Here is a 25,044-nt window from a genome sequence, read left to right on the forward strand (position 1 = left end):
CCTCCACAAACGCCATAACTTTATGTTCAACTCTTACGGCAACCCTTCCTTGTTATTATAGGAAGTATCCCAGTTGAATACAAGCACCTGTAACTTTTATCTACCTGCAGTTATCAGGCCGTTAACTATTAATTTTCGTCATTGTTTTGATGTGGAATATCACTGGCTTGTATTCGAGAGAGGAATATAATCATCTTTAGCATCCCGGTTACCTTCAAATGATGGACATCGAACCCCAAAAAGCGTTCCCTGAAGGAATATCGCTGGAGGATCTGGGCGGAACAAGGATCCTCACATACGAGTGGTATTCACATTTTTACATCCCGCTCTTTATCTTCTTTTTGTGTTGGGATGGATTCCTGCTCCATTACTTCATTCAATTGGTACTTGCTCATGACCCCAGTCTATGGGGATCTCTGTTGTTTGCGCTTCCTCATATAACCGTTGGCCTGTTCATGACCTATTACATGATCGCCATCGTTGTGAACGTGACCACCATCGAAATGGGGAATGGGGAACTGAAGTTGACCCATTCGCCTCTTCCCTGGCGCGGCAATCAGACCGTCAACATGTTCGACCTGAAAAGCGTCGCTTGTGAAAGGGGCAGGGGATCGAGACGGTCTCCCAGTGCGGATATCGTCCTGTACTTCACTAATGGGGAAAAAAGAGACTTGATATCCTCGATCCAAAATTGGGACAGCGCCCGCTTCATTCGTGACCAGGTGCTGGCCTTCCGAAATCAGTCGCTTCACCTGGACGATTCTCCCTCGCCACCACCCCCATCAGACGATGTCAACATATGGGGGAAACACATCACAGACCAGTCCTCGCGCATACGACCTGTGAATGTGCTCGTCATCATCCTTTTGATCGTCATGGCAGGGACAATGTTCGTAGCCGCCAGATCTTTGCGTTCCCTCACAACTTCTTCAAGGCCCATCTCGCCCGGTCCCTATGCTCAAATTGCAATATGGGAATTTCGAGGCGATGACATAGCACGGGTTGCCGTGCTTGATACCTACACTGACACAACATCCAAACATAGCAATTGGTTCAGTCTCCCTCTGGTGTGGAAGGAAACCGATATGATAAGCGCTGTTCCCATTGCAGGCACAGTGCTTGAACATTATGTAGGCGATCAAACCTATAGAGATCAAAGCTATCGTTACCACAGTTATTTCATCGAAAGTGACCAACGTACCTTCGGCTGTTCTGCGACCTTTGCAACATTGCCTCATCTGCACATCACCGGTGAAACTTCGCGTCTCATCAGCATTGGGTTTGATCCAACCGATGAAATTGCCGCACGAACCAGTTCTATAGCTGTGGTTGTGATACCCAACGGTGTGCGAGATGTTGCCATCACCGATTTCCAGCCGTACAAGACACTGACGCAAAATGGGCGCACGCTGTACTACTATGATCTAAAGCCGATCACCACGCATGTGTCCGTTCACATCTCTTATACGCTTGCAGGCACATCCACCACAGATATCGACCTGAATACGGTCATGCAGAATAGCAAGCCCTAGTATCGGATTAACCAAAAAAAACAGAGAGAGCTACATAAGGCTTTCTCTGTTTTTTTTTATTTGATCTCTTGCAAAAGTCTAAAACTTCTAACCACGGAGACGCCGAGACACGGATTTCTTAATTTGTTTTCTCCCAGTGTCTCTGTGGCTCAGTGGTTCAAAAGGTTTTACACATGAACACCTTATGACTTATAGCCTGACTTATTTCCTCACATGCCAATCGCCGACGATGACCCACTTATACGTGGTCAACTCCCTCAGCGCCATCGGGCCGCGGGCGTGCAGGCGTTGGGTGGAGATGGCGACCTCGGCGCCGAGACCTAATTCTGTGCCATCGGTGAAGCGCGTGCTGGCGTTGACGTAGACGGCGGCTGAGTCTACTTCTGCGATGAAGCGTTGAGCGTGCTCATCGGTGCGGGTCAGAATGCCATCGGAGTGTGCGGTGCTGTGCGCGGCGATGTGGTCAATGGCTTCGTCGAGTCCGTTCACTACTTTGAGTCCCAGCACAAGCGAGAGCCATTCGGTATCGAAGTCCTTTTCTCCCGCAGGCGCAACAGACTCATGACTCACCATCCCTGCCGCGGTTGGCTCTGCACGGAAGGTCACACCTGATGGGGCAAGATGCTCGATTACTTTCGGCAAAAACTCTTTTGCGATGGATTGATGGACAAGAATCGTATCGAGCGCATTGCAGACACTCGGTCGCTGTGTCTTGGCATTGTGAATAATTTTCACGGCGGCGGCTTGATCGGCGGTGTCGTCCACGAAGAGATGACAGATGCCGATGCCGCCTGTGATGACGGGGATGTGACTATTCTCGCGGCAGAACTCATGCAAGCCTGCGCCGCCACGCGGGATGATCATGTCCACGTAATTGCGCAGATGTAAAAGCTCAAGCACCAGCGCACGGTCGGGACTGTCAATGAACTGGATGGCATCTGTTGGGATTCCGCTCTGAGTCAATGCCTTTTGCAGGGATGCGACTAACGCGCGATTCGAACTTAATGTTTCACTGCCTCCTCGCAAAATGACCGCGTTGCCACTCTTGAGCGCGAGTCCTGCCACGTCTACGGTGACGTTGGGTCGCGCCTCATAGATGACTCCCAGCACGCCCAAAGGCACACGCTGTTTGCGGACGTGCAGTCCGTTTGGCAGAGTCTCTTCATCGAATATCTCACCGACAGGGTCGGGTAGGTTGGCAACGATCCGCAGACTGTCCGCGATGCTGGCAAGACGTGACTCGTTCAGCATGAGTCGGTCGATCAACGAGTCTGTGAGGCCGTTGGCTTTGCCAGCTTCCACGTCTTGTGCATTGGCGGCGAGAATTCCCTTTTGGTCAGCGATCAAGGTGTCCGCAAGAGTATGAAGTGCGGCGTTCTTTTGTTCTGTTGTCAGGCGGGCGAGAGTCCGCGATGCAAGACGGGCGCGTTTTCCAAGATTAGTTAACATGATAAATTCTCCTCTTTTTACTATCCGTCATTGCGAGGAGGGCGCTAGCCCGACGAAGCAATCCCCTACACGGTGTTGGAGATTGCTTCGTCGCCCTTCGGACTCCTCGCAATGACGGATATTTTTTTATAACAACACTAAATCATTCCGATGAATGACTTCATCACCATAATCATACCCAAGCAGGGACTCGATATCATCCGAGTGACGACCACGCAGGCGCGTGAGGTCCGCGCTGGAATAGGAGGTGATGCCGCGCGCGAGTTCACGTCCGTTTTCATCTGTGACGCGGACGGTATCGCCGCGATCAAACTCGCCCGAGACTTGAGTCACGCCGATGGGGAGGAGACTGCCTCCGCGCTTGAGTGCGGACGCGGCGCCGTCATTGACCGTGATCTGCCCGGGCGCAAGCCGACCGGCAAGGATGTAGCGTTTGCGGCTTTCCAGCGTGGAAAAGGCCGGTGCGAAGCGAGTACCCAACCTCTCGTTATTCAAGAGGCGGGTCAACACGTTTGGCTCAGTCCCATGCGCGATGACGACCGTCGTGCCGGAACGTCGCGCCAAATCCGCTGCTTGAAGTTTGGTCACCATACCGCCTGTGCCGAGTTGAGTCCCGTTGCCGCCTGCCGCCTCCCACAATGCGGATGGAATCTCAGGCTCTGTCACTTCTTCCACAAGCTTTGCGTTTGGATCGTTACGTGGGTCGGCGGTGAAGAGACCGGGCTGATCGGTGAGCAAAGCGAGCATGTCCGCTTCGACCACGTTGGCGACCAGCGCGGAGAGATTGTCGTTATCGCCCACGCGGATCTCCTCCGTGGCGACCGTGTCATTTTCATTGATGATGGGGAGGATGCCGTGCTCGATCAGCGCGGTGATCGTACTGCGGGCATTGAGGTAACGGCGGCGTTCGGCGAGGTCGGCGCGTGTGAGCAGGACTTGCGCCACAGTGCGACCATACAACGCGAAGATCTGTTCATAGATCGCCATGAGCCGCGGCTGACCTACCGCCGAGACCATTTGCTTGGCGGGCAATCCCTTGGGTAGTTGAGGGTAACCGAGCTTCTCCCGTCCCGCCGCCATTGCGCCTGAAGAGACGAGGATCACTTGATGTCCTGCATCTTGTATGTGAGCGATCTGTCGCGCCAATTCAACGATCAGTGGCGGCGTGATCTTGTTTGTTCCAGCCGTAAGCGTGGATGTTCCGATCTTTACAACGATGAGCATGTGAGGTTTGAGTCCAATTTAATATTGGGCGAGATTATACCCTCCTCAAAGTAATTAACCGCAAAGCCCGCGAAGTGCGCAAAGAAAAACCATTATCCTTCACGCTCTTGGCGCGCTTCGCGGTTCAAAGATAATAATAAATTCGGCTACAGCGTTGGCTTGCTGGATGCAACGGCATGGGCAATTCCATGTGTCTGAAAATAGCTTACTGGAATTGGACCTTTTTCAATGTAAAAAGTCTCAAGGCAAATTTGCCTTGAGACTTTTTGTTGTCAGGAAATGCTATTTATTGCCAAATATGTTGACGGTGTATGCACCGTCGGATGTATCCATTTGAGCGACGACAAAGTAATTCGTTGATCCATCGGAACCGGCCATACTCCATACCGCATAATTTCCCCCCGCAAACTCATTCGTCTGGATCGGAGCGTCACCCCAACCGGCTGCCGCAGCCTGAGTTTTGTAGTACGTCAGCGTGTTTTCCCACGCAGTATTTGCCGGAAGTCGAAAAAGATCATAGTCAAACGTGCTGAAGCCAACGGATTGCACAACTTGCTGAGCGACAGCATCCCATTGCACCTGATGTCTAAGTTGGTCTCCCATTGCGGTTGGCTTGGACATAGTAGCCAGTGTGGCTTCGGTAGGCAGAACTGTGGGTGGAATCGCGGTTCCACTGTCGCCAGTCACCGGTATGCCAGCCATAAATTCAGCAGCTATCGCTTGAGCTTTGGTTATCAAAGCGGTCGCAGCGGCATTACTGATCTTCTTTCCTGCCTGAGCCTGAACTTCATTGATAAAAGAGCCCATTTCATTGGCGGCTGGGTCCATTTGACCGTTCATCACTTTTTTATTAATGGTCTCAAGTTTTGCCAATAAACCATTTTCAGCCTGACCTGTGATTTCTCCGCTGGTAACGTAACCGTTAACCATGGCAATCAACTCATCCACATTTCCTGTAAAAGTGGATGGGGTGGCGGTGGTTGCGTCCATAGGGGTTTCCGCGGTAGATGTTTCCGTCATACCGGGAGTGGCAGTAGTATCATTGCCCGATGGAGTTGCCGGTCCACAGGCGGCCATGGCGAGGGTCAATATGAGTAAGGCAAGTATAGATGTAATTTTCTTCATTATTTGTTTGTCTCCGATCCATTGTCTATTTTGCGAAGGCGTAGTTCATTCAAAGACCACCCCTTCACAGTACCTATAGAGTACAGCAAACATACCCATTTCACATCGGTTAGAAGGTGGGATTCGTTCTCCGCTGATTGGGGGGCATCCTTTGCCTTTCCCTGCTCTTTCCTTTGTGTCCTTCGTGGTAAAAAAATTACACAATCGGCTACAATAGCGCCCTATGGCACTCATCAGTCTCCAGGACGTTACCATCGGTTTCGGTGGTCCGCGCCTGATGGAAGAAATCAATCTACAGATAGAAAACGGCGAAAGCGTTGGCTTGCTTGGGCGCAACGGCATGGGCAAGTCCACGCTGTTGAAGCTCATCAGCGGCGATATTCAACCGCACGGCGGAACCATCGCTCGCCAGCAAAATATCCGCGTGGCCTATCTACCGCAGGAAGTACCCCAATCCCTGAGTGGACGTGTTGCCGATGTCGTTGCCAGCGGACTCGAAGCGGTCACGTCTCCGCTTGACGATGAACATCAGTGGCAACGTCAGCACCAGATCGATAAAATTATCTCGCGCATGGATCTCGACCCTGAAGCCAGGTTTGAAGTCCTTTCGGCAGGGATGAAGCGCCGCGTCTTCCTTGCCCGTGGCTTGGTCCGCGAACCGAATCTGCTTCTCCTCGACGAACCCACCAACCACCTCGATATCAATGCCATTGACTGGCTTGAAGATTTCCTCAAGCGTTGGGGCGGCACACTTTTGTTCGTCACACATGACCGCGTCTTTTTACAGTCCCTTGCCAAACGCATCATCGAACTCGACCGTGGCAGTCTCTTCGATTGGAACTGTGACTATCCCACCTTTATCAAACGCAAAGAAGAGATGCTCTCCGCTGAGCAAACGCAGAATGCTCTCTTCGATAAAAAACTTGCACAAGAAGAAGCCTGGATCCGTCAGGGCATCGAAGCGCGCCGCACCCGCAACGAAGGACGTGTCCGTGCTTTGAAGCGTCTGCGTGAAGAGCGTAAACAACGCCGCGAACTCTCTGGCAAAGTGCGTATGCAGATCGGTTCCGAAAATCGTTCGGGTAGATTGGTCATCGAAGCTGAGAATATCAGTTATGCCTACTCTGCTCCCGACGCCGTCCTCGGCGCCGGGGACGGCGTCGAGAGCAAGAATCTAATTAGTAATTTCACGGCCACCATTCAACGTGGCGACAAGATCGGCATCGTCGGCGCGAATGGTTCGGGCAAGACCACGCTTCTCAAACTCCTCATGGGGCAACTCAAGCCAACGCAAGGACAGATCGAACAAGGCACAAACGTGGAGATGGCGTACTTCGACCAACTCCGTTCGCAACTCGATGAGTCCAAGTCCGTGCTTGATAATGTTGGTCAAGGACGCGATACCATCACCATCAACGGCAAGTCCCGCAACCTGATGGGCTATCTCGAAGATTTTCTTTTCACCCGTGAACGTGTCCGCTCGCCTATCAGTGCCCTCTCTGGCGGCGAGCGCAATCGTCTACTCCTCGCACGTCTCTTCACCCAACCTGCCAACCTGCTCATCCTCGACGAGCCCACCAACGATCTCGATATCGAAACCCTCGAAGTCCTCGAAGACCTTCTATTAGAATATGACGGTACGCTCCTGCTCGTCAGTCATGACCGCGCCTTTCTCAATAACATCGTCACTTCAACTTATATTTTGGATGATAGCAACGTCACCGAATACATCGGCGGATACGACGACTGGCACAAACTCCTTGCAGACTCAAAACCCGCCTCTGACGTGTCAAAGCCGGCTCCGGCGAAACAAACTTCTTCCACCACTGACGCCAAGTCCGCTCCGCGCAAACTCAGTTACAACGAAAAACGAGAACTCGAGACCCTGCCCAAGCAAATAGAAACCCTCGAAACTGAACAACATGAATTGAACGTCAAAATGGAATCACCTGAATTCTATCTGCAAGACGGTACCCTCATCACCCAAGCCGTTGACCGCCTAGGACAGATCCACGATGAACTGTCCCGCCTCTATCAGCGCTGGGGCGAATTGGAAGTGTGATTTAAAATCTCTTACTGTCTTTTATTTTTGTTTTATCGCACCAGAGTGAACGTAATACCATTGCAATCTTTGTACACGCCAGGATAACGGTATATTTACGGCATTCACCGATTTCAAGTACTTTGGTAGATCACTCCCGTTCCCTGGCCAAACAACCAGGTCCCATTCTATATCTCGAATATCAACAAGTGGTTGGGCAGGATTTAATTTTATTTTTGTGTCATAGATCCCATACTGATTGGGGCACATAGCCGAAACTTCATTCTTAAGGTGGCCCGTATAGTCACTAGCGATAAGCATATTTGCGCACTTGAGGGGAGTCCCATATGCAAATACAACCTTTACTTCATCTTTGGGTGCATCTAACTCCTCTGCCAACATACTTACAACTTGAGTTTTTGCCGCTTCCACTTCTTCTTCATAATAGGATTTTTCCAGTGCAAGGTTTATTTCTTGTGGAAGCGTGATTGCCATGCTGATTAATATTGCAGCATGGACTACACCTGTCCATTTTGCTCTTTTCAAGTTGACAAACTCAAATAGGTTGATTACCACTAGAAGTAATACAGGTACTACGGCCGCAAGCGTAAGAGTGTATCGTAATTTTACAGCCGCCTTGGTGAACAGAATTAACAATAACGCTATCTGAAATAGTAACCCAACGACCATTGCTTGAACCGACGATGGGATTGTTGATGCTATTTTTCGTGCCTGACGGACCAGCCAAATGACCGTAAAGATGGAAGTTATTAGCATGACCATTGTTAGTGGGATGCTTGCCCACCAAAAACGAACGGCGATTGCGATGATTTCGAGAGAAAAAACTCCCGTTTCGCCCATTCCATACATCCCTGTGTGTGTGCTAATCTCAATTAACCATGCTGCAAATCGTGGCAATTCTTTGTAGACAGGGATTAACATGGAAATAATTCCTGCTATCGTGCCCAGTAAAAAGATTAGGATTGCTGAAATACCGTTTTTATACGACCGACTTATACGAATGGTATAAATAAAGATGGTAAGAATCCCACCAGCAACCCAAGTGAAAAAATATATATGGACGGTTGCCAGTATGCCAACGGTAGCACCTGAAAGAAGAAGAAAATTCCTGCTTAGCTTTGTTTCTTTACGCAATTCATTGTACAGCCAAAGCAGCCACAGCGTTCCAAAGGGGTAGTTCAGGGAGTTATGAGACCAAAGTGTAAGCGAATGAAAACTTTGAGGGTGGAAAACAAAATATGCCAAAGGGAGGGTGATCGCCCCGATAAAGCGGAAGTTTTTTAGAGATGAATATGCAGTATTGAAAAAATATCCTGCGGTAAGAAGGCAGGTGACCAATAAAAAAGCATGCGCCATGATGAAGAACACCACAGGCTTGGTGATAAAAAATTGAATAAAAGAATTTATGTCCTGAAAGAATGGGCGTGTAACTGCAAGTATCAAAGAGCCGATAAGGTGAATTGGTGTTCCGGGGTGATCGACATATGTGTAGGTTTTTCCAATAAATACTGATAGGGAATCAATTAAATAGAAAGCAGCAGGATCTCCGTTAAACCAGTAACTTGGATGACGAGTCCAATATACCCAATATCCGATAAGCGGTGCTGCGATGAGAATGTACCCTGCAATTTTTTCTTTCTTGATACCAACCATAAGAATTAGTGCTTCTCCGTTTGTTTTATATCACTATATACTTTGTCAGATAATAGTATTTTCTTGAGACGAGCGCTTTTTTCTCTCATTAACAGCCCATTTATATTCATTGCTCGTTAATTTTTCGACTGCGTTGCACACGTTCACCGCTTGCAATACATCTATTGCATAATGGCGAACAAGTCGTGTCCGTATTATTTTGTCAATACATCTGAATGGATAAAGAACCAGCTTGGATAGAGTGCGTTCCATGATTTCGGGATATTAACGGCACCAACGGAATCTAAATATTTTGGCAGATCTGAACCGTTACCAGGCCAAACGACAATGTCCCAATCAATATCTGTGATAGCCCTTACCGGCACTGCAGTGTTCAACTCGATATTTGAATCCCAAACCGCATGTTGATTTGGACAAACATCTCCTAGCTCATCTTTGAAGGAACCTGTCCAGTTGCTGGCATGTAGCAGGCCTGCACATTTCAATGGAGTCGCGTAGGCATATACAACGACTACATCTTTTTCTTTCATCCCCATTTTCTTTGCAAAACGATTGACTGCGCGGTCTTTAGACTTTTGTGTATCTTTTTCAAGTTGCGACCAATAGTCAACATTCTCTTTTTGGTTGTACAAAGAGAGAACTACTCCGGCAAGGGCCAATATATAAGCGGCCTTTAAAACTAAACTTGCTTTCCAGGGCGTTGACTCTAGAAACTTCACGATCAGGAAAACCAATACGGGAAGGATGCCTGCAAGGGAAAGGGAGTACCTCAACTTAACTGATGCTTTGATCATAAGGAGAAGAATGATCGTAATTTGAAACAGCAGCCCAACGACCATTGAATAGTCGCCAGCGGGAATTCTTGTAGCTGTTCTCTTTGCCCAAGAAACGAATACCCCCAATAGTACAAGGCTGGCTAAGAGCAAAATGATCATAAAACGTATTGTTGACCACCAAAATGAAACACTAATAGGAATTAGCGAAAGAGAGAAAACACCGCTTTCACCTGAACCATAAATCCCTAAATGTGTAATAATACTTCCGAGCCATTTAGCAAAACGTGGCAGTTCCTTGTGAATAGGAATTAACATCAACACAACCCCAATGAGACCGCCCAGAGACATGTAAAGCCCTGATATTATGGCCTGTTTGAAACCTTTACCAAGCCGTAGAGCATAGATAACAATCGTGAACACTCCTGCAACGATCCAGGCGAAAAAATACATTTGTGCGATTGCCAGGACTCCGCAAGTCAGACCGAGTAATATGAGTTTGGTATGTTTAACATCCTGCTCATTTCTCATTTCTCGATAGAGCCAAATTAGTAAAAGTGTACCTATAGGATAATTCAAAGAATTATGCGACCATAGTGTTAATGATTGGTAGCTAAGCGGATGGGCAATAAAAAACAACAAGGTTATAGCCATTGCGCCCACCACACGGTTTTGATGTAGAGTTTCTTTGACTGTTTTGTAAAACACTGTTGCACATAGAAGATTGACTGCCAGCAAAAATATATTCGCCATCAAAAAAAACACACCGGGTCTTGCTATGAAGAATTGAACGAATGCTTCACGGCTTTGAAAGAATGGATAGGTCAAAGCAAGAAGAAAACTTCCAATCAATTGTACAGGCGTGCCAGGGTGATCCACATACACATAGGACTTTCCTATAAAAACGGAGAGTGAATCAATAAAATACAAGGCTCCTGGGTCGCCGCCACTCATCCAATAGCTTGGATGCAACGTCCAGTAGACCCAATAGGTTAATATGGGTAATGAAACAAGAAAGGCTTCTACTGCATCCTGCCTTTTGATTTTGAATTCCTTAATTGATTTCATAAACTATGAAGTTAATGCCCCCAAACATCTCTTCGCCAGCGTGGATGCTACATCCATGCGGTATTCGGCGGAGGCGTATTCGTCTGTCGCTTCGTGGTAGGTATTTTGTGCGGCAGTTTCGATGCCCTCGGATTCCGTCCCGTCCATGGCCAGCATGGGACTCTTGCCGTAACCACCGAGTGCAAGCCTTGTGCGACCTGAATTCCACTGTGCAACGGCGGCGCAGACGATGGGTTTGTCTGAGGGAGTTTTGGCAACGGACTCAAAAGCGAGTTTGATGTTGATGGGGAGAATGATTTTTGTGATGAGATTTGTTGACCGTATCGGTAGGAAATCACCGATGTTTGTCGTTCGATATTCGATATTTGAATTGTTGAGTAGTGCTTGTTCGATCTTTGCGTCCATTGCCAGCAAGGCGCTTGCAAAAGTGGAGCGCCCATCGCATGAGACCAACGTCCCTGCAACGGTGGCAGAGTTGCGGATGTTCAGTGGCGCTTCGAGTTTCAAAGCGTGCTTCAATGCTTCGGGGCAATGCTTTGACTCGAGCAGTGATTGCAGTGTGAGTGTGACGCCAAGTTCAAGATTGTTACCATTCTTTTTTAGGGAATCTAAGCCCAGAAGTTGAAGGTCCACTGCTTGGACGGGATCAGCCGTCCCGTGAGAAAGAAGCGTGCCGCCTCCGAGGGGTTGGGTATTTGGTTGAGTCAGAAGGCTTAGGGCTTCATCCAAGGTTTTAGGGCGGTGGTAGGCAGTTATCATTTTGAGTCTCCGTACTAATTATACAGTTAAAAACATACTGCCACCCGCAGGTGGCAGTATGTGTGTTGCCTTGAAATTTTATTGTATGTCTTGCAATGGCACTGGCTGGAGATATTCATCTGGCAGGGCCTGGACGATGATATCGAAGAAGGATATTTTGCTATAGTATCCTCTAAAGCGCCAGAATGGTTGTGCGTAGAGGGTGCGCCCTTCCTTGACTTCGGAAAGGAGTTGGTCTTCGCCAATATATACCAACTCGATTTGAGTGATGAGCCCTGTTGTGCTCTCGTTCATGGGGTTTGCACTAGCCTCGTCCACGGTTGGCGGGATAATACTCTCCGAGACGATGCCGTCAAAGTCAAAATCCTTTGGAGCCGAGCCTCGATTGATCACATTTAACACAGCGTGTCCGCCGAAGGTCTGTTCCGGGTCAACCCACCCGACAACATAAAATATAAAACCTTCTTCCACAGGCATTGGTTCGCCTCCATATTGGAGGCTGTCGCTTTCTGCATATACTGCTCCATCATCGTCAGTAAAGAGAACGACATTCTTATCTTCCAATTGTGCTGGAGTTTCCTTTCCGTACCATACCTGTATCTTTACATCGGGGTATACCGCTTCATACCGTTCCAGTTGAATGGTTGGAATGCCTTGCGGGCTGATGCTGGTAATGGTGCCCCAGATCTTCACAGGCAGATGATAGTATGTCTCCAGCCCTGTGGTGGCCGGACCCTCAAGTTTTGCCTGCCAGAATGATGCAAGGAATCCCGCTTCGGAATTGTTGTTGATCCTATAGGAAAAGCGTGTTGTGCCATCCTCTGCCTGGAGATTCCATATATCCACATCGCCGCGTTCGCCTTCCAGTCGCTTTCCGATCAGAGGGCTATAATCCACCGGGGTTGGGACTGGTAATGGTGTGGCGGTTGGCATGGGGGTGCCGCTCAGGTTCAAGCGGGCCAGGCCTGCGCCGCCACCGCCTCCTCCACCGCCGCCACTGCCTTCTCCTTGATAGATCGTTTCCCAATCCATTTTATTGTCTGTGACCATTCCGTACACAACGATTCTTTCATCGACTTGAATATCTTCTGGAAGGTCTTCCATTTGCAGACGTTGACCATCGCTACTGATTAGCCAGCTTTGACCATCTGTTTGTTCGAGGGTGCCGTCCAGGGTTGGCATGGGTTCAGAGCGTTGCCAACTATCAACCTGGAATTTTTTCACATCGCCAGCCATGATAAATTGACCGTTGAGTTGAACCGTCTCATCAAGACCCATCAGCCCTTCGAGATTCCCTATCAATGTGACGTTGTCCATGACAAGGAGGGGAGTTTCATCGTCTATTGCGTTGGAAGAAACCACAATACCGGTCATGCTGGTCGGCTGATTAAGTGGAACATTGCGCTTCCAGACTCTGAATGGCGAATCAACCGCAGTAGGCATATATCCACCCGACTGCATTTCCACGCCCAGACCGTTCAACTCGTTGTTGATGAATTTATCCCAGGCTTGCTGTGCGCTGATCAGCGGATAACTGCCAACGGCCTGCCAGGGGTGAGTGTTCACACTTACGATGGCCACTTCACCATTTCGATCGAAGGATACTTGCAGGCTTGTCAGGTTTTCGAAGGTGTAGGACTCGGGCAGGTCATTCAAGCGTGGAACAAAGTTCACTATTCGGCTGTTAGGATCAGCAGAGGGCAGTTGGATTTGATAGGGGAAATCGAGCAATCCATGTGCTTTTAGGAATTCCTCGGCTTTGGTGCTCATCTCTTCGGGCGATAGGCTGTTGCCCTGATTCGCAATGAGGGAAAATGTGGTGTAGTCTGTGTAATACGAAAATTGATAAGCCCCATAGCCCATCACCTCAATACGTTGCTTGCCATCCGTGAATATATACCCAGGTCCGCCATACCGCTCATTCATTTCGTAAAGGTTCCCATTAATGCCAATCCTCGATGCGAGATCACGGATCGTTTTGACCTGGAAATCTGCAATATCTTGCGGGCTGTCAAGTTGGTAGAGAACGGCTTGTGGGGCACCTGCGGGCATATCCATCGTCATGATAAATTGCCCTATCGATGTATCGTAGGTTTTTCCTGTGGGAGTGCCTTTTGAATCGTTGTTGATCGCTGGCTTCTCTGTTGCAGGCGGCAAAGATGTATCGTTTGCCGCAGGCACCGACGTGGGAACGGGCGCCACCGTGCTGATGGCCCAATTCATGAAGAGCGCAAATGCCACTAGCGAAACTGTCCATGCCAGTGTAGTGAAAACTTGTTTGCGCGTGAAGTGGAACCACGCGGGTTTTGACCTTGTCGTGTGCAGGCGTGTTAAGTCCCGTTCCAGTTTTTCTGTAAAGTGTGGGTTGGGGTTGATGTTTTCCGCCGTCTGGTTCAACAGGTCAGCGATCTTATCTTCGTGATTTTTAAATTTATCGTTCATCATTCCACCTCCAATGCAAGGGAGGTACGCTCGCGCAGGTCTTGCAGTCCACGCGAGATGAGCATCTTCACCGCGGCTTCGCTTTTGTTCAGCACTCGGCTCGTTTCGATATTCGATAATCCTCCGAAATACGATAGGATGATCGCTTCGGCCCGTTCGGAGGGGATCTTCTTCAAAGCGCTCGCAATCGACTCAAGCTTGAGGCGTTGAAAAGCTGCTTTGTCAGTCGCCAGGCCCGGGCTTGGGACGTGAAGCGCCGCGTCCAACTGGACCTCGGGCCTGCGTCCGCGAAAGTACATGAGTCTACGCTTTGAAGCGATTCCCATGATCCACGCGGCAAAGGAGCCTGTGCCGCGATACGAACGGATGCCCTCCATCGCGGCCATGAAAGTTTGCGATGTGAGATCTTCAGCATCTTTCACGTTGCCGGTGTGGGCGACATGATAGCGATAGACGCGCGTGACATTGCGCCGATAGAGTTCAGCGAATGCATTTGTGTCTGTGACTGCCAACCGTGCCAGGTTGGCTTCGTCTTCGATCTGTATTTGATCTGCCATAAGGGTAGTCATGGACCTCCTGTGTTTGTGCGCACTTTAATATGTTGCAGGAGGTCGTAAAAAGTAACAGGGAATTTTGCGGTTTTTGTAGGTGTGGGGTTTCGCCGCTCCTGATTGGTTGTTAGTAAAGCGGGGCGAGAAGACCTAGCCCCTACGTTTCTTCTGGGTACACTTTCCACCCCAATTCATCTAACTTGGATTTATCGAATTGCTCATCTGGGACATTGATCAACAGGGTGCTTCCCTCTGCGAGAAGTTCGTTTGTTTCAGCGTCGTAAATTCCCGCCCAGGCTTCAGCGGAGCGGGCTTTGGTCTTCCCTGCCTTGCCGACGATCTTCAATAGTTTTCCGATAGGGACGTTTTTGCGATACTTCACTTCGAGCTTTGCCGTGAACATAAAGCGTGGATCCATCGGGTCACTGCCCATTTGTGCGCGGGCTGAGATTTCATCTATGAGTGCGCTGACCATGCCACCGTGTAAAACGCCGGGATAGCCTTGAAAGTGATCGGGTGCAGTGTATGTGGTTTCTACAACGCCGGGCTCTGTCTCGTAAATATGGAGATGCAAACCAACGGGATTCTCCAATCCACAGATCAAGCACATGCGTGAGTTGGGTTGTTTGATTTTCATAAAAGGGACTTACGGAAAGATAACGATATCTGCCATGTAATACGAGTGGTCGTAGGCTGTCAACGCGCCACCTTCACCGGGAATCGGTTCGATATTCTCGTTGCCATTGATATCCACGCCGTTTAACATCTGATTCGCCAGCACAACCGCCTCACGGATCTTTCCTGCTGTTTCGGGGGAACCGGCCTCACTTTCGAGAATCTCAATTAACAGATCGCGCAACTGCGGAGCCCACACACCGACGTTATCTGCGGCGGCCTTGACGTGATCGCCGTGAACCAACATATTCTCGTTGGCATCTGGTGATGTGATGGACAAGTTTGCGTGTGTGAAACTGCCTTGAATGTAGCCTGCGTTATTTCCGTTTAGTAATAAACCAAACCCATCACTAGGGTCATCAACAATATCGTCGCTGTTCCAGTCGGTGTGGTCTTCACTTTCTGAGCCGACAATGATGTTCAGCATTTTCTCGGCTTGCAGGCGTGCTTCTGCTTCCTTGCCTGCTTCAATCGATGTCAACATTTCTTGACCGATATTTTTTACCAACGTTGTGTCTGTGACCAGACCACGTATCAGTGCGTTTTGGTTAGGCGCGGCTGGGAACGCAGATAGCAAATGTCGCACATGTACATATCCGCTGGGGGGCAGGGTTGCGGAAAAAGCTACATCGTTCGATGGATTCGGACTGTTATCTGGATTGGGTTCGATGGTGATCTCAAGCCCGTGATAGAACGTAATCAGATTACGTCCCGCTTCATCGACATACGTGAGTAATGCACGGTTGGACGAATCGAATCCGATCACACCGAGCGATAAACGACTTTCGCCGTCGTCTCCGATCAACCAGAGTTCGTATTGACTTCCCTCTGCGGGCAAAGTCAATTCACCGGACGAGAATGTGATCTGGTCTGCAACTGCAGAGCCATCTTGAAAGCGTAAGAGACCAACGGGGTCTGTCCCCGGTGTCGCTGGGACAGCTTCGGTGGTAGATGGAGCCGGGGTCGCCTCATTGTGACTTTGGATTTCTGTGGCTATGGATGTGGGCGGTGTTATAGGTGCTTGTTTTCCGAGAGTTTGCGCCGCCCAAGATGCGACAACCACGATCAATATCACTATGATGCCAACAAGGATAGGCGTGACAATGGAGCTTTTATTTTCTTTTACGGTAGTTTGTAAACTGTTATGAGATGTAACGATGGATTTAGCCATGGATGCAGGGAACCCGATGGTTTCGGCTTCCGCTGTCCCTGAGAGAACAGCTTCGAAGGCCTCCGCAAATTCGAGCGGAGTCTGGAAGCGTTCGTTCGCCTCCTTTGCCAGTGCACGGTCGATCACATCCTGGATCGGTTTTGAAAGTCCATCAATGGGAGGAGGCGGTTCGTGAATGTGTTTATGGAGAACGCTCAACGTGCTATCCGCGTCAAAAGGGACACGTCCCGCAAGCATTTCATACACTGTTATGCCCAATGAATACACATCTGTGCGTGCATCCACTTTATCACCACGAGCTTGTTCAGGGCTCATGTAGGCGGGGGTCCCCGTAATGGTTCCTGTACTGGTTTGCGAGTTCGATTGCGTAAAGCGGACAAGCCCAAAGTCTGTGAGGATCGGCTCCACATCCTGTGGCAGGGGCTTATCGGCAGTCACCGGAGTGGATCGCGATAACAGCATAATGTTGGCTGGCTTCACATCACGATGGACCACATTATTTTGATGTGCATAGGTTAGGGCATTCGCTATTCTGGTCAGGAGATATTGGATCTGTGTGAGATCGAGTCGTTCATTGCGTTTGTGTAGTTCTCGCAAATACGATCCCAGTGACATCCCTGGTATGTATTCCATTACGAGGAAAGGTTGGTCTTCATATGAATCAAAATCGAACACTTGCACAATGTTCGGGTGACGCAACATAGCAATTGTGCGTGCTTCGCGTTCAAAACGTTCCCGTAATTCGGGTTCACCTTGCAGGTCTGCTTTTAAAAATTTGATGGCAACAGAGCGATGAAGTGTGGTGTGTGTACCGATATACACTTCCGCCATTCCGCCCTTGGCCAGAAACATATCGACACGTACTTTTCCGAGTGACTTACCTATAAGATTGGGCATAAGCAAATTATACAACACGCAGGCGAAAGGCTATAATCTAAAACATTGCAAACACATTCTTCCATGGAGGCCGTGTATGAAGACCGTAGTTTTGATTTCGGCAATAGCCGAATGGAATGGCTTGAAACCGTTGTTTCCCGACGCTCACATTAAGGCTTTCCCATTTGGCGAATGTTTTGATGCTCCCATCCGTGATGAACATGTCGCTTTCTTTCACAGTGGTTGGGGCAAGACCGCATCGGCCGCTTCGATCCAATATGTGATCGATCACTACTCGCCTGATCTCATTGTCAACCTTGGAACCTGTGGCGGCCTTGAGGGAGTTGTTCAGCAAGGTGACTTGATCCTTGTTGAGCAGACTTTCCTCTACGATATTGTGGAACTCATGGGCGATCTGGACATCACGACATACTACGCATCTTCCCTCGACCTAAGCTGGCTTGCTGAACCCCATCCTTTTCCTGCCCGACGAGGTCTCATCGCTTCGGCCGATAGTGATCTGCCACCAGATAAGATCCTCCTCCTCAAATCGAAGGGCGTCCTCGCCGCAGACTGGGAGTCTGCGGCCTTAGCGTGGGTTGCGAGCAAAAACAAGGCACGTTTGCTGATCCTACGTATGGTCAGTGACTTGGTCTCTGAGCAGGGCGGGGAAGCTTATAGCGATATTGAGATTTTCAACGAACGGGCAAAGGGAATCATGAAACAGTTGGTTGAACAATTGCCAGCTTGGTTGGACGCGGTGCGATTGTAGGGGCGACCCTTCATGGTTAACGAAGATACTTATTAATATAAGCGGGTCACCCCTACGCTAAATATATTTCCATTGCCATGTCTTCGGGGTCATCCCCTTCGTAGTGCGGGATTTCGTAGAAGCCCAACTTTGTATAAAAGGCCACAGCCTGTGCCTGAAATATTCTGTCCGTCTCGAGGCGCATGAGCTTGTACCCCTTTTCTCGCGCGATGGAAAATAATTCCTGGGTCATTCGGTAGCCTAGTCCCTGACCGTGATATTCTGTCAACAACCACATCCGTTTTAATTCACAGACATCTTTTTCTAAAAAACGGATCGCACCCGTGCCGATGATGCGACCGTCATCAACTGCTACGAGAAACGTCCCGCCGTTCTCGAAATAATTCTTCGGAATATCGTCGAGATCACGAAGTGTCCCTTGTGCTGAATACTTGGCAATGGATTCCTCCAATGTGCTGGCTTCTTTAAATACTTTGTATGCCACTTTGAAAATGACATACTTTGCTTCGTCGGTCTCGTGAGGTTGAATGGTGCGTATTTGGATCATGCCTTAATTTTACTTTGAGCACGCCTTCTTGCAGGCGTTATAATCATCGAACTTAAATCATGAACCTGACAAATGAAGAACAATTTCGTATTCAAAAATTAAACTTTCGTTATGTACTGATCGATGGAATCGGCGTAAGCATTGCCAATATCGCCGCACCATTCTTGCCCGTTTTTCTGACGCGTTTGGGGGCGTCCAATTTTCAAGTGGGCTTGCTTTCGTCCATGCCTGGCGTGACAGGTTTGCTCCTTGCCATCTTTGTTGGACGGTTCCTGCAAACAAGAAAGAACATCGTCCCGTGGTATGGCTTATCGCGTTTGCTGGTCCTTTCCAGTTACGCTGTGACAGGTATTCTCACGTTGTTGCTCCCGGAAAAGATCATTGTCATTGCTACATTGGCGATCTGGGCTTTTGCCACCATCCCTCAAACGGCATTGGCAGTTGCATTTTCAGTTGTAATGAATAATGTTGCAGGTCCCTCTGGCCGTTATGCCCTCCTGAGCCGCCGCTGGACGATCTTTGGTTTGACGGGGGTCGTTGGCACGTTCGTTGTCACACGTCTGATCGACACGATTGACTTCCCTGTTAATTACGCGATCATGTTCCTTGTTCTATCATTGGGTGGATTTCTAAGCTATTATTTTTCGAACAAGATCATTTTGCCAGATCAAATACCGCCATCGACAAATGGTGACGCCCGATCTGGAGGTTTTGGTCAAATCGTTGAATTGTTGAAGGCGAACCCAGTGTTTCTTTCTTTCTCGTTGAAGCGTTTCGTTTATCTTTCTGCGGTAGCCCTCGGCACTCCCATCATGCCATTATTTTTAGTACATGAAGTGCATGCCACCGATAGCCAGATCGGGGCAGTGACCATGTCATTGTCTTTGGTGATGTTGGCGGGATATTTTCTCTGGCCACGTGTTTCCCTCAGGCGAAGTGGACGTTTCGTTTTGTTAGCGACAACTTTGGGAATGGCTTTGTATCCTGCCCTTAGCGCGACAACTCCTCGCATTGAATTGATCATCCTGTATGCAGGGCTTGCGGGCTTTTTTCAGGGTGGGCTGGACCTTGTCTTCTTCGATGAGCTGATGAAAACTGTCCCTGTAGAATATAGTGCGACCTTGGTTTCGATTGCACAGTCCATGCAATATCTCTCCATGGTGGTTGCACCATTGGCGGGAACATGGCTGGCCGACTATATCGGCCTCGGTGGAGCATTGTGGGTGAGTGCTGGTTTGCGTATTTTGGGTTTTCTGTTGTTCCTGATGCCCGATAAAATACGTGCGCCCTGTGAACAACCTGTGTGATACGCCGATCAAAATTTGAAGTGGATAAAGATCCGCCCAAAATTCTTGTCGTCTTTCTCAACGCGATGATATAGTTTCTTGATGTGTCCCTGATTTAAAAAGCGCAACACTTTCTTCTTGAGCTGTCCACTCCCTTTGCCGGGGATGATTTCCACGAGCGCGATCTTCTTGTCTACCGCTTCCTCAACAATGCGGTTAAGTTCTGCGTCGATCTGGTAGCCTTTGTTGTAAATATCATGCAAGTCTAATTTGAGCTTTGCCATTATTTCTTCTTTTCTTTTGGTAGAAAATCGAACGGGGGTCTTTGATTCAGCTTCATCAAACTTGCACCCATCTCACCAATCATGAGCGCAGAGACCGAGCCGGTATCACATCCCAACCTTTGAAATTGATCGAGCGGCAACCCGAGATAATGAGCTACTGCTAATTTGATCGGGTCGGCATGAAAAACACAAGCCACAATATCCTGCCCTTTATGATTGGCGAGGATCGTATCGATCGCGACCACGACACGGTTCTGACATTCATAAAACGTTTCGCCGTTCGGGAATTGCGCGCGCGATGGCGCCCGTTGTACAACTTTCCAATGCTTGTGCAAATATAACCGCTTGAGTGATTTCCCCTGCCAATCACCGACGTTCGTCTCGAGCAGTCCTTTTTCCTTTTGAATGGTCAGCCCAACGGATTTGGCGATGGGTGTTGCTGTTTCCATCGCCCTCTCCAGCGGACTCGAATAAATGGCCTTGATCGGGACATCTTTCAACGCATCACCCAACGCTTGAGCCTGCTTCTGTCCGAATTCATTGAGATGAACCCCGGGCAGTCTTCCCGCAAGCCTGTGGGTTTTGGTGTAATCGTTCTCCCCGTGACGGATCAATAAAAGTAGCGGCATATCAATTGTTATCCTTGGTGAATTTCTAAACGTAAAACATCAATATAAGGAGTTGCTTCGTTGTAGTATTGACACAACGATTCCCAAACTGGCTCATGTGGCATGGATTCGGAATGTTTTTTCTTTACTTCTTTCAAGGCATCGAATAGCGTTAGTCCCTCTTCTTCTTTCAATATTGCGGCACAAAATGAACTAGAGCGATTGATACCTGCGGCACAAGCGACCAATATGCGTTTGCCCAGTCTCTTTTGTTCTCTGATAAAGGCGACGCCTTTTTCAAGCATGTCAAACTCCACTGGAGCGAAATCTTCTACGGGAAGATACAAGCATGTTATGCCTGGGTAATCCACTTCCATGGCAAGTTGAAGAATCGCCTGAATGGACTTGTGTGCGAGGTTACTTTTATTTGCAGTATCACGAATGTTTCCGATGAACAGCCACGGGCGGATCTCATCCATTATTTGATCTTCCGTTTCATTTCCTGAATTTGTTCTTCGCTCATATCTGGAATATTCTCCACCTTTGTGATGCCTAAGGCTTTGCGTTGTGCTTCACGCCACATCTCAAGCCTCGCAGTGACTTGAGACTCATATCCCTCTTGTGATGGGGAATAGAAATAAGTGCCCAGCAAGCGTTTTGGCAGATATTGTTGTGGTGTGAAGTGACCTTCCTGTTCGTGTGGATACACATAGTCCTTGCCGTGGCCCATTGCGGCGGCATCACGATTACCATCCATGAGATGGCGTGGCACAGAGACCTGCCCTTCTTGCTCGATCTTTTTCATTGCTTTGAAGTATGCGCCCGCGCTATTGGACTTGGGCGCCGTGGCGAGATACAGCGTCGCTTCGACGATGGGATAAATACCTTCAGGTAGACCGATGAATTCAAAAGCATGTGCGGCAGACGATGCGACTACAAGCCCCATTGGGTCGGCAAGGCCAATATCTTCGCCAGCCAGAATGATCAAGCGACGGATAATGAACTTGGGGTCTTCACCTGCATAGATCATCTTGGCAAGCCAGTAGAGTGCGGCATCGGGGTCCGAGCCACGCACGGATTTGATGAAGGCAGAGATCGTATCGTAATGTGCGTCGCCATCTTTGTCGTAGAGCACGGCGCGCCGTTGAATAGACTCTTGCGCCACATCGAGCGTGATATGGATGGTGCCGTCAACATCAGGAGATGTTGACTCCACAGCAAGTTCGATGGCGTTGAGAGCGTTGCGTGCGTCACCGCCAGCAACCTCGATTAAGTGGGAGCGAGCCTCAAGGTCTAATGCGATGTGTTTGTTACCGTAGCCCCGTTCTTTGTCGGTAAGAGCACGGTCGATCAGCGTGCCTGTCTCTTCTTGATTCAAATTCCGCAATTGGAAAACGCGTGAGCGAGAGATCAAGGCTTTAATAACTTCAAAGTAAGGGTTCTCTGTTGTTGCACCGATGAGAGTGAATGTACCGTTTTCTACGTGAGGGAGAAGGGCATCTTGTTGCGCCTTATTCCAGCGATGGACTTCATCAACGAAGAGAATTGTGCGGATGTTGTGTAAGCGTCGGCGTTCGAGTGACTCGTCAATGACGACACGCAGATCGGCTTTGCCTGCAAGGATGGCCGAGATGGTGGTGAAGTGACTCTTGGTGGTATTGGCGATGACTTGAGCAAGCGTGGTCTTGCCGGTGCCGGGCGGCCCCCATAAGATGATGGATGAGAACAGCCTGTCTGCTTCGATGGCGCGACGTAGAAGCTTGCCTTCGCCGACGATATGTTCCTGACCGATATATTCATCCAGTGTGCGCGGACGCATCCGCGCGGCGAGAGGGGCTTCGCTTTTCAAGCGTTCGTGCATGGCATGGTCGAAGAGGTCACTCATGTTGTGATTATAAGGGATGATAATGAAAAGGCGGGAAGATGCAGATTACGCAGAATCAGCTATCGGTTAAGAAGGATGCGGGCGGCTTAGCCGCTTCCACTTATTTGACTTGGAGATGGTCGAGGATGGATGGAAGTTCGGTTAACGTTGTAATGCTCGCATCAGGCTGGACCTGAACCTGTCCCTCCATCAATGGGTCGGCACGGCGGCTGAGCCAAACCCCGTAAATGCCGGCATTCTGTGCGCCACGAATATCTGCATCAAGATTGTCACCGACCATGACGGCCTCGTTGGGCGGGCAATACCAATTCGAAAGAGCGAGTTCAAAAATGCGTGGATGCGGTTTGCGGTAACTGCACGCGGCAGATGTGAGGATGAAATCGAAGTATCCAGTGATGGCGAAATTTTTTGCAAGCTTTTGCACGTCGGCATCGTCGCCTGCGTTTGAGACGATACCAAGGTTGTAGCCTAACTCGCGCAGTTTTTGTAGAGTGGGAATCGTATCTTGCTCCAAGGCCCAGTTGCTTTGGGTGACGGTGAATAGTGCATTCAATGCTTTGCGAATAACGCCGCTCGGGACAGCATCATAGCCCTTATCCATAAGTAATTCGCGGAGGACTGATGTGTAGGTGGTCTCCAGCAGATCTTTCTCACGTTGTTTGAAGTATTCATCCAAGCGCCTGCGAAATTCAGTGGAAAATGTATTGAGGTTGACCTCAATACCCTCTGCGCGGAGGTAATTTGTCAGGGCATCGTCGGCTTCTGCAACGATGGGAGTCCAGTCTCGGCGCCCATGCATGAGCGTCCCGCCGAAATCGAATAGGATGGCACGAATGAAGTTGCGAGGCATAGTTGATGGTTTGTTGTGTAAGTTTGAAAAGACGGTCTGTTACCCTTAGCTTTTCGGGCGAGGTTCCTGTGTGAGAGGTTTCTGTTGCAAAGTGGTGACGAGTACCTTGTCCACGCGGCGGCCATCCATATCAATGACTTCGAAATTATATTTGTTCCACTCAAAGTGATCGGTCACTTGTGGGACACGCCCCAGTGACATCATGACGAAACCACTCAGGGTCTCGTATTCATCTTCATGAGGAAGTGCTTTCAGGTCGAAAATTTCCTTGAATTCATCCACTTCCAACATACCGTCCAATAACCAGGAGCCATCCTGTCGTTGTGTGGCTTGCGGTTCATCTAATTCCATATTGCCGACGATCTCTTCGATAATATCGTTGATCGTCAATAGCCCTTGCAGGCCTCCGAACTCATCGATGACGAGCAACACATCTGTGCCTTTTTCTTTGAAAATTTCCAGCGCACGCGATGCGAACATGGTTTCGGGGATGAAGAATGCGGGCTTCAATAAATCTTTGAGCCTGATAGTCTCACCGCTGAGACTTGGCACAAGCAAGTCACGCGCTTTCACGATACCAAGAATAACGTCCAAGGTGTCTTGGCGCACGGGGAAGCGCGAGTATTCGCTTTCTGCGATCTTTGTGCGAATATCTTCTATGGAGTCATCGATATCGAGCCAGACAATGTCCGTTCGTGGGGTCATCAACGAGTACACACGCTGGTCGCCGAGGCTGAAAATACCTTCCACCATATCTTGCTCGGATTCTTCGAAGACCCCGGCTTGTGTGCCTTGATCCATAAGGAGATGGATTTCTTCTTCGGTAATGGGCGGCTCATCGCTGACTTTGACACCCATGATCTTCAATATGAATTCAGTTGAAACGCTGAGCAGCTTTACAATGGGCGAGAACACTCTTGAGAAGAACATCATCGGCCGTGCCACGATGGATGAGACCTCTTCTGGGTCGCGCAGGGCAAGGCGCTTGGGGACCAGTTCGCCGAGCACCAAGGAAAGGTATGTAACTGGAAGCACGCCGATCAGCAAACTGATCACTTCGCTGTATGGCTCCAGCACTGGGAATTGTTCGAGCCATTGATGGATCCACGCGCCGAGCGTTGCGCCGGTCAATGCACCGATCAACAGGTCGATGGATGTTATCCCGATCTGAATAGTGGAAAGGAATTGATTGGGGTTTTCTGTAAGCTTTAGTGCGATCATTGCACGTGCATCGCCTTTGTTACTATCACTTTGCAGGCGTGCTTTGCGCGCAGAAAGTAGGGCGGTCTCTGCCATTGCTAATACACCGTTTAAAACAAGCAGAATGGCAATGGTAATTAGACCGGTAGTAAAGTTGACTTGTAAGGGGATCTCTGACATGGACTCTTTAAATTTCTATGTTTACACGGTGTCGCATCATTTGCTAAACCGAATTTGTGATATTGCGTATTG

At 49.1% G+C, this 25,044-nt stretch carries 21 protein-coding genes; 4 read left to right on the forward strand and 17 right to left on the reverse strand.

What is annotated here, in order from left to right; translation table 11 throughout:
* Nucleotides 1-218 precede the first annotated feature (218 nt).
* A complete protein-coding gene (locus IPP66_15315; protein MBK9926644.1) occupies nucleotides 219-1,532 on the forward strand; it encodes a hypothetical protein in 1,314 nt (437 codons plus the stop codon).
* Nucleotides 1,533-1,733: 201 nt separating this feature from the next.
* On the opposite strand, the gene IPP66_15320 is transcribed toward IPP66_15315, so the two are convergent.
* The 3 genes from IPP66_15320 to IPP66_15330 all read right to left on the reverse strand — a co-directional run bounded on the left by IPP66_15320 (nucleotide 1,734) and on the right by IPP66_15330 (nucleotide 5,330).
* Entirely contained in the window at nucleotides 1,734-2,981 is a 1,248-nt protein-coding gene (locus IPP66_15320; GenBank protein MBK9926645.1) for a glutamate-5-semialdehyde dehydrogenase, read from the reverse strand.
* 126 nt (nucleotides 2,982-3,107) lie between these two features.
* Nucleotides 3,108-4,205 (reverse strand): glutamate 5-kinase, encoded by a 1,098-nt coding sequence (proB, locus tag IPP66_15325; protein ID MBK9926646.1) that lies wholly within the window; start codon nucleotides 4,203-4,205, stop codon nucleotides 3,108-3,110.
* 282 nt (nucleotides 4,206-4,487) lie between these two features.
* Nucleotides 4,488-5,330, reverse strand: coding sequence for a hypothetical protein (locus IPP66_15330; protein ID MBK9926647.1), 843 nt, complete (start codon nucleotides 5,328-5,330; stop codon nucleotides 4,488-4,490).
* Between the two features lie 223 nt (nucleotides 5,331-5,553).
* On the opposite strand from IPP66_15330, the gene IPP66_15335 reads away from it, so the two are divergent.
* Nucleotides 5,554-7,392, forward strand: a complete 1,839-nt coding sequence (locus tag IPP66_15335; GenBank protein ID MBK9926648.1) for an ATP-binding cassette domain-containing protein — start codon at nucleotides 5,554-5,556, stop codon at nucleotides 7,390-7,392.
* A 21-nt stretch (nucleotides 7,393-7,413) separates the two neighbouring features.
* Here IPP66_15335 and IPP66_15340 read toward each other — a convergent pair whose 3' ends face one another.
* The 7 genes from IPP66_15340 to IPP66_15370 all read right to left on the reverse strand — a co-directional run bounded on the left by IPP66_15340 (nucleotide 7,414) and on the right by IPP66_15370 (nucleotide 17,381).
* Nucleotides 7,414-9,045: a hypothetical protein gene (locus IPP66_15340; protein ID MBK9926649.1), complete on the reverse strand. Its 1,632-nt coding sequence runs from the start codon at nucleotides 9,043-9,045 to the stop codon at nucleotides 7,414-7,416.
* Nucleotides 9,046-9,239: 194 nt separating this feature from the next.
* Nucleotides 9,240-10,886 carry a hypothetical protein gene (locus IPP66_15345; GenBank protein ID MBK9926650.1) on the reverse strand — a complete coding sequence of 549 codons (1,647 nt, stop codon included), beginning with the start codon at nucleotides 10,884-10,886 and terminating at the stop codon, nucleotides 9,240-9,242.
* Nucleotides 10,887-10,889: 3 nt separating this feature from the next.
* Nucleotides 10,890-11,645: an FAD binding domain-containing protein gene (locus IPP66_15350; protein ID MBK9926651.1), complete on the reverse strand. Its 756-nt coding sequence runs from the start codon at nucleotides 11,643-11,645 to the stop codon at nucleotides 10,890-10,892.
* Between the two features lie 78 nt (nucleotides 11,646-11,723).
* Complete coding sequence (locus IPP66_15355) at nucleotides 11,724-14,090, reverse strand: hypothetical protein (protein MBK9926652.1); 2,367 nt, start codon at nucleotides 14,088-14,090, stop codon at nucleotides 11,724-11,726.
* Entirely contained in the window at nucleotides 14,087-14,656 is a 570-nt protein-coding gene (locus IPP66_15360) for an RNA polymerase sigma factor (protein ID MBK9926653.1), read from the reverse strand. The genes IPP66_15355 and IPP66_15360 overlap by 4 nt, the downstream gene beginning before the upstream one ends.
* A gap of 139 nt (nucleotides 14,657-14,795) precedes the next feature.
* The gene (locus tag IPP66_15365; GenBank protein MBK9926654.1) at nucleotides 14,796-15,275 is read right to left on the reverse strand and encodes a PaaI family thioesterase; all 480 of its coding nucleotides are present in this window, start codon (nucleotides 15,273-15,275) and stop codon (nucleotides 14,796-14,798) included.
* Between the two features lie 9 nt (nucleotides 15,276-15,284).
* Nucleotides 15,285-17,381 carry a protein kinase gene (locus IPP66_15370; GenBank protein ID MBK9926655.1) on the reverse strand — a complete coding sequence of 699 codons (2,097 nt, stop codon included), beginning with the start codon at nucleotides 17,379-17,381 and terminating at the stop codon, nucleotides 15,285-15,287.
* 76 nt (nucleotides 17,382-17,457) lie between these two features.
* On the opposite strand from IPP66_15370, the gene IPP66_15375 reads away from it, so the two are divergent.
* On the forward strand, nucleotides 17,458-18,132 hold the full coding sequence (locus tag IPP66_15375; protein ID MBK9926656.1) for a 5'-methylthioadenosine/S-adenosylhomocysteine nucleosidase: 675 nt from the start codon (nucleotides 17,458-17,460) through the stop codon (nucleotides 18,130-18,132).
* A 52-nt stretch (nucleotides 18,133-18,184) separates the two neighbouring features.
* Here IPP66_15375 and IPP66_15380 read toward each other — a convergent pair whose 3' ends face one another.
* Nucleotides 18,185-18,679 (reverse strand): GNAT family N-acetyltransferase, encoded by a 495-nt coding sequence (locus IPP66_15380; protein MBK9926657.1) that lies wholly within the window; start codon nucleotides 18,677-18,679, stop codon nucleotides 18,185-18,187.
* Nucleotides 18,680-18,738: 59 nt separating this feature from the next.
* Here IPP66_15380 and IPP66_15385 point away from each other — a divergent pair, with 59 nt between their 5' ends.
* Nucleotides 18,739-19,986: an MFS transporter gene (locus tag IPP66_15385; GenBank protein MBK9926658.1), complete on the forward strand. Its 1,248-nt coding sequence runs from the start codon at nucleotides 18,739-18,741 to the stop codon at nucleotides 19,984-19,986.
* An 8-nt stretch (nucleotides 19,987-19,994) separates the two neighbouring features.
* Here the strand turns inward: IPP66_15385 and IPP66_15390 are convergent, their stop codons facing one another.
* The 6 genes from IPP66_15390 to IPP66_15415 all read right to left on the reverse strand — a co-directional run bounded on the left by IPP66_15390 (nucleotide 19,995) and on the right by IPP66_15415 (nucleotide 24,972).
* Complete coding sequence (locus tag IPP66_15390) at nucleotides 19,995-20,249, reverse strand: Smr/MutS family protein (protein MBK9926659.1); 255 nt, start codon at nucleotides 20,247-20,249, stop codon at nucleotides 19,995-19,997.
* A complete protein-coding gene (locus IPP66_15395) occupies nucleotides 20,249-20,878 on the reverse strand; it encodes a histidine phosphatase family protein (protein ID MBK9926660.1) in 630 nt (209 codons plus the stop codon). The genes IPP66_15390 and IPP66_15395 overlap by 1 nt, the downstream gene beginning before the upstream one ends.
* 8 nt (nucleotides 20,879-20,886) lie before the next feature.
* Nucleotides 20,887-21,336, reverse strand: a complete 450-nt coding sequence (locus IPP66_15400) for a dual specificity protein phosphatase family protein (GenBank protein ID MBK9926661.1) — start codon at nucleotides 21,334-21,336, stop codon at nucleotides 20,887-20,889.
* Nucleotides 21,336-22,742: an AAA family ATPase gene (locus IPP66_15405; protein MBK9926662.1), complete on the reverse strand. Its 1,407-nt coding sequence runs from the start codon at nucleotides 22,740-22,742 to the stop codon at nucleotides 21,336-21,338. Before IPP66_15405 ends, IPP66_15400 begins: the two co-directional genes overlap by 1 nt.
* 100 nt (nucleotides 22,743-22,842) lie before the next feature.
* A complete protein-coding gene (locus tag IPP66_15410) occupies nucleotides 22,843-23,592 on the reverse strand; it encodes an HAD family hydrolase (GenBank protein MBK9926663.1) in 750 nt (249 codons plus the stop codon).
* Nucleotides 23,593-23,637: 45 nt separating this feature from the next.
* Entirely contained in the window at nucleotides 23,638-24,972 is a 1,335-nt protein-coding gene (locus IPP66_15415; GenBank protein ID MBK9926664.1) for an HlyC/CorC family transporter, read from the reverse strand.
* Nucleotides 24,973-25,044 lie beyond the last annotated feature (72 nt).

The organism is Candidatus Defluviilinea proxima (genome assembly GCA_016721115.1).
In the GTDB taxonomy this organism is placed as follows: domain Bacteria; phylum Chloroflexota; class Anaerolineae; order Anaerolineales; family Villigracilaceae; genus Defluviilinea; species Defluviilinea proxima.

Coding starts and splice junctions, on each gene's coding strand:
- proB (MBK9926646.1), bottom strand. CDS start 4,205: ATGCTCATCGTTGTAAAGATCGGAACATCCACGCTTACGGCTGGAACA.
- IPP66_15400 (MBK9926661.1), bottom strand. CDS start 21,336: ATGGATGAGATCCGCCCGTGGCTGTTCATCGGAAACATTCGTGATACT.
- IPP66_15390 (MBK9926659.1), bottom strand. CDS start 20,249: ATGGCAAAGCTCAAATTAGACTTGCATGATATTTACAACAAAGGCTAC.
- IPP66_15370 (MBK9926655.1), bottom strand. CDS start 17,381: ATGCCCAATCTTATAGGTAAGTCACTCGGAAAAGTACGTGTCGATATG.
- IPP66_15410 (MBK9926663.1), bottom strand. CDS start 23,592: ATGCCTCGCAACTTCATTCGTGCCATCCTATTCGATTTCGGCGGGACG.
- IPP66_15340 (MBK9926649.1), bottom strand. CDS start 9,045: ATGGTTGGTATCAAGAAAGAAAAAATTGCAGGGTACATTCTCATCGCA.
- IPP66_15345 (MBK9926650.1), bottom strand. CDS start 10,886: ATGAAATCAATTAAGGAATTCAAAATCAAAAGGCAGGATGCAGTAGAA.
- IPP66_15375 (MBK9926656.1), top strand. CDS start 17,458: ATGAAGACCGTAGTTTTGATTTCGGCAATAGCCGAATGGAATGGCTTG.
- IPP66_15365 (MBK9926654.1), bottom strand. CDS start 15,275: ATGAAAATCAAACAACCCAACTCACGCATGTGCTTGATCTGTGGATTG.
- IPP66_15395 (MBK9926660.1), bottom strand. CDS start 20,878: ATGCCGCTACTTTTATTGATCCGTCACGGGGAGAACGATTACACCAAA.
- IPP66_15380 (MBK9926657.1), bottom strand. CDS start 18,679: ATGATCCAAATACGCACCATTCAACCTCACGAGACCGACGAAGCAAAG.
- IPP66_15320 (MBK9926645.1), bottom strand. CDS start 2,981: ATGTTAACTAATCTTGGAAAACGCGCCCGTCTTGCATCGCGGACTCTC.
- IPP66_15330 (MBK9926647.1), bottom strand. CDS start 5,330: ATGAAGAAAATTACATCTATACTTGCCTTACTCATATTGACCCTCGCC.
- IPP66_15405 (MBK9926662.1), bottom strand. CDS start 22,742: ATGAGTGACCTCTTCGACCATGCCATGCACGAACGCTTGAAAAGCGAA.
- IPP66_15385 (MBK9926658.1), top strand. CDS start 18,739: ATGAACCTGACAAATGAAGAACAATTTCGTATTCAAAAATTAAACTTT.
- IPP66_15350 (MBK9926651.1), bottom strand. CDS start 11,645: ATGATAACTGCCTACCACCGCCCTAAAACCTTGGATGAAGCCCTAAGC.
- IPP66_15360 (MBK9926653.1), bottom strand. CDS start 14,656: ATGACTACCCTTATGGCAGATCAAATACAGATCGAAGACGAAGCCAAC.
- IPP66_15315 (MBK9926644.1), top strand. CDS start 219: ATGATGGACATCGAACCCCAAAAAGCGTTCCCTGAAGGAATATCGCTG.
- IPP66_15415 (MBK9926664.1), bottom strand. CDS start 24,972: ATGTCAGAGATCCCCTTACAAGTCAACTTTACTACCGGTCTAATTACC.
- IPP66_15355 (MBK9926652.1), bottom strand. CDS start 14,090: ATGATGAACGATAAATTTAAAAATCACGAAGATAAGATCGCTGACCTG.
- IPP66_15335 (MBK9926648.1), top strand. CDS start 5,554: ATGGCACTCATCAGTCTCCAGGACGTTACCATCGGTTTCGGTGGTCCG.